The sequence below is a fragment of the Enterococcus sp. LJL128 genome, from assembly GCF_056924295.1.
The window spans coordinates 20,411-32,681 of sequence record NZ_JBXPBP010000008.1 but is presented as its reverse complement, the minus strand read 5'-3'; the positions used below and the strand labels follow the sequence as shown (position 1 = coordinate 32,681).

The window sequence follows — 12,271 nt, the reverse complement described above, 5'->3', positions numbered from 1 at the left end:
GCTCCTTTAAAATGGTATAAAAATAGTATACAATGACTTAGAGAAAGATAAAATATCTTCCTGTGTTTTTTTTATTATCCTGTAAAATTGAGCAAAATGGGGTTAGCGATAAATGGAAAATGAGTGGACAGAAAAGCGTTCGTTGAATGGGTATCGACATATCGAGGAGTTAACGGCTAAGGAGAATGGTCCTGTACTGGTACGAAGTGAAAAAAATCAGCAGTTCTGGGTAAAAAAACAATATCCAATAGCTTTGAGAGAAAGCTTAGAGACCCTGAAGCAAATCAGGCATATCAACTTACCTAAAATTGAAGAGGTATTTGTTGAAGAAAAGCAATTATTTCTTTACGAGGAGTATATCCATGGAACAACCTTGAGTGACCGCATTCGTTCACCTGAACAGATGGATACGAGGCAGATTCTGGAGCTCGCTAGAGATATTTTAGCTGGGTTGTCAGAGCTGCATAAGTATGGCGTGATTCATCGAGATATTAAACCATCAAATATAATGATTACAAACGATGAGACCATTAAACTGATTGACTTTGATGCAGTTCGGATTATTAGCGGAGAAAAAGATACAGATACGGTGCAGTTGGGAACTGTAGGTTTCGCGGCACCTGAGCAGTTTGGGTTTGCTGAAACGGATCAGCGCAGTGACCTCTATTCTTTGGGCGTTGTAATGAATGTCTGTGCCACTTTAGATTATCCTAAAAATAAATTGACTGAAGAGCCTTTACTGAAAGAAATCATTTCAAAAGCGGTACGGATTGATCCGAGTGACCGTTATCAGACAGCTGAAGCTATGAGAGCGGCAGTAATTACCAGTTTGAAATTATTGGATTCCGTTGAAGCGAGAGCAAATGAACAACTGGCTTCTACTCAAAACAAAACTGATTTTGAACTGCCAAAACCTGTATCAGCTCCCCCAAAAAAACAAGAATCTGAGAGGTTCGATGCTCAGGTTTTCTCTACAAATAAAAAAAAGAAACAGAACTTTTTTAGCCAATACGTTCCCGGCTTTAGAACAGGACAGTGGTGGAAGAAGGTGCTGGCCGTTGCGTTCTACGCTGTTTCGATTAATCAAATTGTTTATATCTTTTCAAGTAGTGCAGAGACTTATGAGAAGATTCTTGATTTAACAGATTTTTTTATGATTTTTATTATTCCGATGATGATGTATACAAATTTTCTTGATTTCCATCGCGATTTACCCCTATTATCATCAGATTTCCAAACGAAACGGGTAATCGGATATGTGGTTCTCGCTGTATGCTGGTTCTTGCTGCTGCTGCTTTATTTTGCTTTTAGGCCAGTTATATAAAAATGGAAGCTCGAAACAACAGCTTTTTCCTGCTTATTTGCATTTGAGTGTTGGAAGATAGGCCCTTGTTAATCAGCATTTACGGTATTAAAACAAAAAAGCGTCGAATTATGCATATTGCATAAGATTTAAATCGACAGATTGAGTATGATTACTATAGAAATACGGATCAGCAAACCAGAAAATCATCTAGCCTGTTTTAAGAATAAAAGACAGCTGTCAGACCAACAGCTGAAGTTTGGTAGACTTGTTATTCTTAAAGGGCTATAGACAGCAGGAGACTGCCATGATTTTCGCGTTAGTTTGCAATTGTCTAGTGACATCAAATGTTTATTGAATCAACGACGTTCTGTTATTAAAGGGGTTAAGAGTTAAATGAAAGTGTTTTAGGGGACAGAACAATGTTTTTTCTATAAGCAGGTACACTCAATCGACAGCCCAATGTTTTTGATGCATTCAATCAGTTTTCGCTTCTTTTAGAGTTAAAAAATCAAATGTATCCCCATGTCAAAGACTATTTGATTGAAAACTTTGGTTGCTTGATTCGTTATTTTGTTTAGCTGATGTAGCATAAGTATACAGCAGCTAAAAGGAGTATGAAAAAGGTAGAGTAAAAGGGTAGCAACAAAAGAAACAGGATAAGGAGCCTTCCATTTTTGGAAGTCCTTATCCTGTTTCTTTTGAATTAGCCAAACAACAGTTGAATGATTGCAAATAAAATATTCATGGCAACAATCAGTGAGCAAATGATGAGATGGCGTCTTTTTCGCATCATTGCAATGGCGATGAATTCTCTTAAAAAAGCATTTGGTAAAAAGTAAAAAGCCGTTTTTGCGCCGATGCCGTCAGCTTTTATGTTTGCTTCTTTGGCAAAAAGGCCGGCACGGAACAGATGGTAATTATTTGTGGTGAAAATTGCCTGATAGCTGGTGCCGCCAAAATCCTGTTCCATAATTTCTTTAGAGAATTTCATGTTTTCCAAGGTGTTTTTGGAGTTGGCTTCAACTAAAATATCTTCTTCCGGGATGCCCTTTTCTAGAGCGTATTGCTTCATGGCTAAACTTTCAGCCAAATGCTCATCATCTCCTTTACCGCCTGACATTAGCAGCTTGGGCGGCACGTCAGTCGCTTGCTTTTGCTTTTGATAAAATTGAATGCCTCTTTCAATACGCTTGCCTAATAGCGGTGGGACGGTTTTCCCGTTAAGCAGACCAGCTCCCAAAACAATAATGTAATGCTGAGTGTACTTTGGTCTGTTAAACTGATAAAGCACAGAAATAGTTAGGAAATTATAAAAAACGATGGCAAAATAAGCGATGCACATTGGAAACATAGAAAATAGTGATGCGGCCCATAGAGGCAGGTAACGTCCGGAAACATAGCTGAGTATAAGGAAACCTGTCAACGCAAGTGCCAGCAGCAAGGTAAGCAGGTTAGCTAGCGAGTGCCCTTCTTTACGCCAGACAACAACAGCATTCCAATAAAGAAAGATGATTAGTGCATAAATACCAACCAATAACAATAGAAGTAGTAGGACAAAAATTCCAGCAAGCAGAAAAATCAAAAATGGACTGCGGCTGCTGATGGCTAATAGCCCTAAGTACAAGCCGAAGCTGACTAAAAAGAAATTAAACAGCAATCCATTTATCAAGCGTCTTTTTTCTCTTCGATAAAAAAAGAAAAATAGACAAAAGAAAAAAAGCGGAATTAAAATAAAATAAGTTCGATCCTTGATCTCTAAAGAGAGAAGATAAATGCTGAAACAGCCAAGGGTCCAGATGAATACTGGGAAAAGCCGGCTTTTCATGCGTTTTTTCCGCCATAAGGGAATCAGTACTAGTCCTATCAGAAAAATCAAGGCTAATGATAAATCAAAATTCATTTTCATTACAGCTCCTTTAAATATAATCCATCCTAAGTATAGCGAAAAATATACATAAAAGATAACAAAAACTTTTTCTTTTATATTTTAAGAGAGTCTAGAATGTTGTGATTTAGGTGAAAAGCACCTTTGCGGTCTATCAGGGATTTGTTATAATAGGTAAAAACGAGTAAGGAGAAATAAGATGGGATTATTTAGTGGTTTGATTGGTAATGCTTCTGCACAGTCAAATGAAAAAGCAGAAGAAAAGCTAAAGGATTTTTTAGTTCCAGGTGAACAAATTGAGCTTGCATTTAAACTGATTCGCGACATGGTAATTTTCACAAATAAACGTTTGTTAATAATAGACAAACAAGGCATGACAGCAAAAAAGACGGAATACAAATCAATTCCATACCGGGCAATCTCAAGATTCTCTGTAGAAACATCGGGACATTTTGATTTGGATGGGGAATTACGAATTTGGATATCCAGCGGCATAGAGCCGGCAGAAGTGCTGCAGTTTAACAAGGACAAAGATATCCTAGCTATTCAGCGAGCGCTGGCAGTAGCTGTTTTAGGATAATCAGGTGGTAAAACGTCTGATTTTAGTCGCTCATCAAGAACAATTAAAAGTTAAAAACATATAATTATATGACCGTTCATTCCTGTAGGACTAGGAAGAACGGTCATTTTTTACTTTTATTTGATTCATTTAGATAGAGAAGTTTTTAAGTAGAGACCATTCGTAATTAACTGAAAAGGGTAAAAACATATAAATGAGATGAAACATGAAAAATCGGATTATTTGATTATTCTGAAAGTGGCGGATGTTAGCTGGTAAATAAAATAAAAGAACACTGCTGATAAAAAAATGAAAACGGTTTATCTTAGTAGGTTTATCGGTTTTGATTAGATAAATAACTAATATATTCTCATTTAAATTTAACATTGATATGTCAGGAGAATGTCACAAAGTCTTAGTGAGCAGTTGTTCAAAGTGTTTACATTTTATAAGTAACTCGATATAATAACTAAAATTAGAAAATGATTAAAATTTGGATAAAAAGGAGGTTTAATCATTTGGAGACTAAGAGCAAAAAGATATTCACTAAAAACGGAATAAACTATCATTATTATTCTTTAAAAGCATTAGAAGATGATTATCCTATAGAAATCACACGGCTGCCGTACAGTATTCGAACATTGCTGGAGTCTGTGCTCAGACAAAAAAATGACCAAGAAATCACAGATAAGCATATAACAGATTTAGCTTTTTGGAAGCCAGATCAGAAGAATGACGGTTTTGTGCCATTTAAGCCGGCGAGGGTTATCTTACAAGACTTTACTGGTGTACCAGTTGTCGTAGACTTAGCTTCATTAAGAGAAACGTATGCACAGCTAGGAGGCGCTCCAGAAGAAATTAACCCTGAAATACCAGTTGATTTAGTTATTGATCACTCTGTACAGGTAGATGTAGCAGGAACAAAATATGCGCTGGAACGAAACATGAATATGGAATTTCAACGAAATCAGGAGCGCTATCGTTTCCTGAACTGGGCTCAGAAGGCATTTGATAATTATCGGGTGGTTCCTCCGGCAACAGGGATTGTTCATCAAGTAAATGTTGAATATCTTGCAGATGTTGTTGTTCAAAAAGAGCTAGATAATACTAATATTTTATTATATCCAGATACACTGGTAGGAACAGATTCACATACGACAATGGTAAATGCCCTTGGTGTTTTAGGCTGGGGCGTTGGCGGGATTGAAGCAGAAGCCTGTATGCTGGGAGAACCATCGTATTTTCCAATACCTGAAGTAATAGGCGTACGCTTGGTGAACGAGTTGGCAGAAGGGGCGACGGCTACTGATTTGGCCTTGAAAGTGACACAGGTATTGAGAGAAACCAAGGTAGTTGGTAAGTTTGTTGAGTTTTTTGGTCCAGGGCTGACCTCGCTATCGCTTGCTGATCGGGCGACAGTTGCCAATATGGCCCCAGAATATGGTGCTACCTGCGGATTTTTCCCCGTAGATGATGAAACAATACGTTATTTGAAGCTAACTGGACGGGAAGAAGAAAAAATTGAAGTTGCTCAGACTTATTTGAAAGCCAACCAATTGTATTATTCTGCTTCAGATCAAGTAGCGTATTCTCAGATTGTTGAATTGGATTTGGCGGCCATCGAAGCAAATTTGGCTGGTCCAAAAAGACCTCAGGATTTAATCCCGCTTTCTCATATGAAAGAAACCTTTATCGAAAACTTTCCTTCACAAGTACCAGCCTCTAGAAAAGAGTACACTGTAACGATTGACGGAACAGAAGTCCCGCTTTCTGATGGAGCTGTTGCAATTGCTGCGATTACCTCTTGTACAAACACATCGAATCCTTATGTCATGTTAAGCGCGGGGCTAACAGCGAAAAAAGCGGTTGAGCTGGGATTAACTGTTCCAAAATCAGTAAAAGCATCATTGGCGCCAGGTTCGAAAGTGGTGACTGCTTATTTAGAAAACGCCGGACTGCTGCCTTATTTAGAAAAGCTTGGTTTTTATGTGGTAGGTTATGGCTGTACAACCTGCATAGGTAATTCAGGGAATCTTAGCGAAGAAATTGAAGAATTAATGAATCAAGAAAATCTTCTTTTAGCAGGAGTGTTAAGCGGCAACCGTAATTTTGAAGGGCGTATTCATCCGCTGGTAAAAGCAAACTATCTTGCCTCGCCCCCTCTGGTTGTTTTATATGCATTAGCAGGTACAGTTAACATTGATTTGCTGAATGAACCAATAGGAACTGGTCATAATAATCAACCAGTATATTTCCGTGATCTTTGGCCAACCACTCAGGAAATTCAAGAATATGTTGATTCATGGGTTACACCAGAGCTATTTAAGGAACATTATCAGCAAGTATTTCAGTCTAATGAGGAATGGAATAAGATTCAGACGGAAGCTTCACCATTGTATGGCTGGGAAGAAGCTTCAACTTATATTGCCAATCCGCCTTATTTTGAGGAGATGGAGAAGGAGAAAAAGCAAATAAAACCGTTAAAAGAGCTGACTGTTTTGGCCAAATTTGGTGATTCTGTGACAACGGATCATATCTCGCCGGCGGGAATTATTCCTAAAAACAGTCCAGCAGGCCGTTATTTGATAGAGCATGGTATTGAACCTCGTGCATTTAACTCCTACGGCTCCAGAAGAGGACACCATGAGGTGATGATGCGGGGAACCTTGGCTAACATTAGAATTCAAAATCAGCTGGTTCCAGAGGTTGAAGGCGGCTATACGAACTATTTTCCTGATGAAGAGACGCTGTCAATTTATGATGCAGCGATGAAATACAAAGAGCAAGGGATTGGAACTGTTCTTTTAGCAGGAGACGATTACGGTATGGGATCGTCTAGAGACTGGGCAGCTAAAGGGGTCCAACTGCTGGGAGTTCAGGCAGTGATAGCCAAAAGTTATGAACGTATTCACCGGTCAAATCTAGTGATGATGGGAATTCTTCCTTTACAGTTTATGGTTGGTGAAGATGCTGAAACATTGGGACTGACAGGCCAGGAAAAATTTGATGTTGAAATTGATGACACAGTAGAGGTGGGCGCAGAAGTAACTGTTACTGCGAGAAAAGAAGATGGCAGCAGTAGTAAATTTTCAGCAACTGTTCGTTTTGATTCACCAGTAGATATTAGCTATTACCAGCATGGGGGAATCTTGCCAATGGTTATCCGTAAAAAACTGTCAAATAAGGTTACAGCTTTATAAAGAGGCAAAGGAGGAATTGTCTATGGAAATTCATAAGGGATTAAACGGCGTCGTTGTATCTGAAACAAAAATTAGTGCAATCGTTGATAACCAGCTGTTATTTGCTGGATATAATATAGACGAGCTGATTCATAAGAATGTCCTGTTTGAAGAAGTTATCTATTTACTGTGGTATCTTAAAGCGCCAAATAAAGAAGAGTTAACCCGCTTCAAGCAGGAGTTGTATGCTCAAATGCCGGTGTCTGATACAATCATCACCTGTCTGAAGATCCAAACGAGAGAAAATCTGCACCCAATGAGTGTTTTGCGCTCTACGATTTCTCTTTTGGGTGTATTTGATCCTTTCGCAGAGGAAACTGATCAGGAAGCTGTATACAAACAAAGCTTAGCTCTGCAGGCCAAAATCCCCACTATAATCGCGGCGTATGCCCGCTTAAGACGAGGCTTAGATCCGATTCCGCCTAAACAGGACGGCACAGAGCTGGCGGAAAATTTTCTTTATATGCTTACCGGAGAAGAACCGGACAGTATGCAGATTTATGGCATGAATCAGGCACTGGTTCTGCATGCTGATCATGATTTCAACGCCAGTACATTTACGGCTAGAGTTTGCTCATCGACCCTATCGGATGTATATTCGTGCATTACCGCTGCGATTGGTGCCCTAAAAGGACCGCTTCATGGCGGCGCAAACGAAAAGGTTTTTGATATGCTCAGAGAGATTGCAGAAGGAAATCTCTCAGTAGAAGAATATTTAGACTACAAACTGGACCGAAAAGAGAAAGTGATGGGCTTCGGTCATCGCGTATATAAAACAGAAGATCCTCGGAAGAAGCATTTGAAACGGTTGGCTCAAAAGCTGACAGCAGCAGATGACAAGCAGCATTGGTACTTTCTTTCCTGCCAAATTGAACAGTATTTGAAAGAAAAGAAAGGGTTGATTCCTAATGTGGATTTCTATTCGGCAACCGTCTATCATTGCTTGGGAATTGACAGCGACTTGTTTACGCTGCTGTTTGCAATGAGCAGGGTATCTGGGTGGCTGGGGCACGTTCACGAACAGAAGGAAGAAGATTGTCTCATTCGCCCGCGGTCTTTTTATGTAGGAGAAAAATATAGTTGTTATCCAACGATTGAACAGGCAAATGGAGGGATGGAAGCGTGAGTTTTAGTCAGATTCATATGAACGAACAAGGGGAGTTAACTGTCCCGGATAAGCTAATTATTCCATTTATTGAAGGCGATGGAATTGGTCCTGAAATTTGGTCAGCAGCTAAAGCTGTTTTTGATGCGGCTGTTGAAAAAGCTTATGGGGGAGAAAAAGAAGTCGAGTGGCAGGAGCTTTTAGCGGGAGAAAAAGCATTTACCAGCACAGGAAGTTGGCTGCCTCAGGAAACCTTAGAGACCATTAAAAGTCATTTAATAGCAATAAAAGGACCGCTTACAACTCCGATTGGCGGAGGCTTTCGCTCACTAAATGTGACGTTAAGGCAAGAACTGGATCTTTATGTCTGCTATCGACCGGTACGGTATTTTGAAGGTGTTCCATCTCCTCTCAAACGCCCGGAGCTTACCGATATGCTGATTTTCAGGGAGAACACAGAGGATATTTATGCGGGTATTGAATTTCCAGCGGAAAGTGTGGAAGCAAAAAAATTAATCACTTTTCTAAAACAGGAATTAGGTACTGAAAAAATCCGTTTTCCAAAAACTTCTGCCATAGGAATTAAGCCTGTATCGAAGGAAGGAAGTGTCCGACTGGTTCGAAGTGCCATTCAGGAGGCTATTAAGAAAAATAGAAAGTCTGTTACATTGGTTCATAAAGGCAATATCATGAAATTTACAGAAGGTGGTTTTAAGCAATGGGGTTATGAACTGGCTGAAAATGAATTTTCAGATGTTGCTTTTAGTTGGAATCAGTATCTAACAATAAAAAAAGAGCAAGGCTATGAACAGGCTGAGAAGGCTTTATCTAAAGCTAAAGCAGAAGGGAAAATTATCATTAAAGACCGGATTGCTGATATCTTTCTGCAGGACATCCTGCTTCATCCAGAAGAGTATGATGTTATTGCTACACTGAATTTGAATGGTGATTACATTTCAGATGCTTTGGCCGCTCAGGTTGGCGGCATCGGTATTGCTCCTGGGGCGAATATAAATTTCCAGACAGGGCATGCTATCTTTGAGGCAACTCATGGAACAGCACCGGAATTTGCCGGCTTGGATCAGCTAAATCCTTCTTCGCTGCTCCTATCGGGAGCGCTGATGTTTGAATATATTGGCTGGTTGGAAGTTCGTGATTTAATTGTACAAAGCATTGAAGCTGCGATAAAAAATAAAACAGTTACTATAGATTTTGCTGATCAGATGACAAACGCTCATTGTTTGAAATGTTCGGAATTTGGTGATTTATTGGCAAAATGGGTCAAAGAGCAATAAAGAGAGAAAAAGAGTTGTCAGAAAGATGGTTACGCTTTCTGACAACTCTTTCTAAATGATGACAAAAAAACCTGACGGTTATCCGTCAGGTCTAATAGGCTAATTACGCTTTGTTAACGTTAGTTGCTTGAGGTCCGCGTTGACCATCTTCGATGTCGAAAGTAACTGCTTGACCTTCTTCTAAAGTTTTGAAACCGTCGCCTTGGATAGCTGAGAAATGTACGAATACGTCGTTTCCGTTTTCAGCTGTGATAAATCCAAAACCTTTGTCTGAGTTGAACCATTTTACTGTACCTGTTTCCATAATAGAAAATCCTCCTTATGTTTCGAAAAATATTGTGCAATTACTTGAAGGGTGAAAATGTGGAGGATGTTTACTATACATGAAACAACTACACATATACTACCGAACAAAAACTACATTTATTACTATAACATACATTTTTAGTTTTGCATAGTAAATCAGCTATTTATTAAATTTTTCATTAGTGTAAAATCTTTTTCCTTATATCACAAATTTTTCTGGTATACTATAGCTATATTAAGCATTAAATATGGACGTGAAGGCAGAGAACATATCGTTGAAATCTATTCCGAAGGCGCAGTCTAGGAGCTGCATAGACTTGAAAGCAGGTAGGGTTCAAGTTGTTTAGATGAGAATGGTTTCTGTAGACGAAATAGAGAGTTTTACCCGGTTTCTTTAGAATATTTGATTTACTTAATTATAAATCGTATCTGAGCTGCTGTTGCAGAAGCATTTCAGGTACGTCTATTTTTTTTGCCTTTTTATTGAATTTGTACTTAAAGGGTAGGAAAATGAAATGCTATTGTCAGAGCATAACGGAACAAATGAATTAAAGAGAAATAGAATAGTTTTGAAAGTAGTAAAAGACAAGTAAATCTACTAAGTCAAAAAAATTTGCTTGTTTTAAGGATAATTGTTGACAAAGAAGGAATAATTGCGTATTATTTTAATTACCAACAACAACCTTTTTATTTTTCATTTTACTCTTAATTGAGTAATACTCCTTTTTGGCTATCTCTTCGGAGATAGCCTTTTTTGTTCTTCATGATTAAAGTTTGTCTCTATGTCATATTGTATTGATAGGATAAAAGCTGAATAAAATTGCAGCACTTGGAAAAAAACAGAAATTTCAGATTTAGTTTTAAGTTTTTTGTTTGAAAAAGAGAAGCTGCGGAGATATTCGCGAATGTCCTTTTAATGTTCTGGAAAAACTGCTTTATACAAATATATGAACGAAAAAAGATAGAAGCTAACTATAAGTGGCTCCCTTGATTACCTATTATTTATTTAGGTTCAGACAAAAGAAAAAACCGGAATCGTAGTTAGATTCCGGACTCAATTTAGTACAGATTTGTTTTTAGTAGCGTAAAATACCTAAGAGTGATTTTTCATCAGGCGCAGCATGCTGTTCTAAAACAAAAACATTTCCACCTGTCTTGATAACAGCGTAGGCTGTATTATTTAAAAGTTTTCGACGGTCAAACTCTTCAGAAGACATCTCGTTAGTCTCGTTAATAAAGTTTGCTGTAGCAATAAAGAAATGTGACAATCGTCCTTCCTTGGCTGCTGGAACGATGTCGACTAGCTGGTCTACAAATTTCTTATCCATCAACTCATTATAGTTTTCAGTTTCCAATTCTTCTAGATGCTGATTAATCTTTTCCGCACCTGCGCTTATTTCTTTGATTGTTACTTGTGCAGGAGAAGAGGGAACTGAAGCACTTGTATCGAGATAGGGATTCTTGGCGATTTTCTTAAACGTAGCTTGATTTTCAGGCAGCGCATAAAGAAAAATTGGAAGATTTTCTGGATTATCAAAGGAATCCTTTAAGTAGTTATCGATAGCTTGATAATAATTAATCCAGTCAATTTCAACCTCTTCATCTTTGGGATTGATGCCATGATAAGCAACGCCTTCTTTACCAGAACCATTATAGCCAGTTCCAGCTTTAGTAGAGTAGTTCAAGTTCCCCCCTGTTAATTCATCACCTAAAGTGCCAACCAAGTCAGTCGGTGCATCCTCTGGCAGTTCTACTGGAGTAACAATCTGGTTATTTACCAGATATAGGGACATGGAGTCTCTGTTTAATGCTAAAAGATAGTAGTTGTAGGTAAACTGATTATCCTTGATAATGCCAAGTAAATAAGGTTTCTTCCCAACGTAGTATTGATTATCGACGGGAACATTGAGCTTGTATATATAAGTTTCATCTTTTGTAAAAATGATGGTTATGCTTTTTGTGGTATTCCGCCAAAAAGCGGCATCAGCCTCTAAAGCATCAATTTTTTCTTGGATGGGTGCCCAGTCATGCTCGGCAAATCGTTTTTCAAAGCGGCTTTTTGCCGATTTCCCCAAATTTTTGAAGGCCAAAATATCTTTAGAAATATCCTGATGGGCAACATGGGTGTTTAAAACAAACGTAACAAAAGGACCTTGGATATCATCTGAAAATAATTCATTGAACCGAGTTTTTCCGTTATCTGACATAATCAATTCCTCCTATAGTGAAACGTTTTCTATCTATTAAAAAGTGTAGCACAAGGAGAAGGATGTTTGAAATAATATGATTGCGAAATTCGTCAGGTAAGATGATTTTTTCTCATGGAAATTTTAATAAATCCATAGGACTTACTCATGTTTTCCGCCTTGTTTTGTAATAAAATAGGTGTATGCCAATTATCCCGAATTGGTTTTTCATACTTACTCCTACCAAGAGTAAATAACAACCTTCATTTCCACCACATTACCCGATGTGGTGGTTTTTTGTTTTAGTACTAAAGAGGCAGTCAGTTAATGACTACAAAAATCAAAGGCTCTCAATGCTTGACTGTGTTATAGAAGTGATTTGAGTATAGA

Annotated in this window: 8 protein-coding genes; 5 read left to right on the top strand and 3 right to left on the bottom strand. The window is 38.3% G+C overall.

Annotation, left to right across the window (positions count from 1 at the left end; all coding sequences use genetic code 11):
* The first annotated feature begins 112 nt into the window (after nucleotides 1-112).
* Entirely contained in the window at nucleotides 113-1,324 is a 1,212-nt protein-coding gene (locus AC1Z3K_RS10875) for a serine/threonine protein kinase (protein ID WP_461732744.1), read from the top strand.
* A gap of 685 nt (nucleotides 1,325-2,009) precedes the next feature.
* On the opposite strand, the gene AC1Z3K_RS10870 is transcribed toward AC1Z3K_RS10875, so the two are convergent.
* A complete protein-coding gene (locus AC1Z3K_RS10870; RefSeq protein WP_426082419.1) occupies nucleotides 2,010-3,212 on the bottom strand; it encodes a YdcF family protein in 1,203 nt (400 codons plus the stop codon).
* A 178-nt stretch (nucleotides 3,213-3,390) separates the two neighbouring features.
* Between AC1Z3K_RS10870 and AC1Z3K_RS10865 the strand changes: the two genes are divergently transcribed.
* The 4 genes from AC1Z3K_RS10865 to icd all read left to right on the top strand — a co-directional run bounded on the left by AC1Z3K_RS10865 (nucleotide 3,391) and on the right by icd (nucleotide 9,389).
* Nucleotides 3,391-3,771, top strand: coding sequence for a PH domain-containing protein (locus tag AC1Z3K_RS10865; RefSeq protein ID WP_426082420.1), 381 nt, complete (start codon nucleotides 3,391-3,393; stop codon nucleotides 3,769-3,771).
* Nucleotides 3,772-4,232: 461 nt separating this feature from the next.
* Nucleotides 4,233-6,950, top strand: a complete 2,718-nt coding sequence (gene acnA / locus AC1Z3K_RS10860) for an aconitate hydratase AcnA (RefSeq protein ID WP_461732743.1) — start codon at nucleotides 4,233-4,235, stop codon at nucleotides 6,948-6,950.
* Between the two features lie 22 nt (nucleotides 6,951-6,972).
* Entirely contained in the window at nucleotides 6,973-8,115 is a 1,143-nt protein-coding gene (locus tag AC1Z3K_RS10855; protein ID WP_461732742.1) for a citrate/2-methylcitrate synthase, read from the top strand.
* Nucleotides 8,116-8,132: 17 nt separating this feature from the next.
* A complete protein-coding gene (gene icd, locus AC1Z3K_RS10850; protein WP_461732787.1) occupies nucleotides 8,133-9,389 on the top strand; it encodes an NADP-dependent isocitrate dehydrogenase in 1,257 nt (418 codons plus the stop codon).
* A 103-nt stretch (nucleotides 9,390-9,492) separates the two neighbouring features.
* Here icd and AC1Z3K_RS10845 read toward each other — a convergent pair whose 3' ends face one another.
* Both AC1Z3K_RS10845 and AC1Z3K_RS10840 read right to left on the bottom strand, forming a co-directional pair.
* The gene (locus AC1Z3K_RS10845; RefSeq protein ID WP_086275065.1) at nucleotides 9,493-9,693 is read right to left on the bottom strand and encodes a cold-shock protein; all 201 of its coding nucleotides are present in this window, start codon (nucleotides 9,691-9,693) and stop codon (nucleotides 9,493-9,495) included.
* A gap of 1,078 nt (nucleotides 9,694-10,771) precedes the next feature.
* On the bottom strand, nucleotides 10,772-11,902 hold the full coding sequence (locus AC1Z3K_RS10840; protein ID WP_426082423.1) for a baeRF6 domain-containing protein: 1,131 nt from the start codon (nucleotides 11,900-11,902) through the stop codon (nucleotides 10,772-10,774).
* Nucleotides 11,903-12,271: the final 369 nt, after the last annotated feature.

Bases quoted from the DNA above. Each gene is read 5' to 3' on its own strand.
- icd (WP_461732787.1), top strand. From the start codon at position 8,133: ATGAACGAACAAGGGGAGTTAACTGTCCCGGATAAGCTAATTATTCCA.
- AC1Z3K_RS10865 (WP_426082420.1), top strand. From the start codon at position 3,391: ATGGGATTATTTAGTGGTTTGATTGGTAATGCTTCTGCACAGTCAAAT.
- AC1Z3K_RS10855 (WP_461732742.1), top strand. From the start codon at position 6,973: ATGGAAATTCATAAGGGATTAAACGGCGTCGTTGTATCTGAAACAAAA.
- AC1Z3K_RS10875 (WP_461732744.1), top strand. From the start codon at position 113: ATGGAAAATGAGTGGACAGAAAAGCGTTCGTTGAATGGGTATCGACAT.
- AC1Z3K_RS10840 (WP_426082423.1), bottom strand. From the start codon at position 11,902: ATGTCAGATAACGGAAAAACTCGGTTCAATGAATTATTTTCAGATGAT.
- AC1Z3K_RS10845 (WP_086275065.1), bottom strand. From the start codon at position 9,693: ATGGAAACAGGTACAGTAAAATGGTTCAACTCAGACAAAGGTTTTGGA.
- acnA (WP_461732743.1), top strand. From the start codon at position 4,233: ATGATTAAAATTTGGATAAAAAGGAGGTTTAATCATTTGGAGACTAAG.
- AC1Z3K_RS10870 (WP_426082419.1), bottom strand. From the start codon at position 3,212: ATGAAAATGAATTTTGATTTATCATTAGCCTTGATTTTTCTGATAGGA.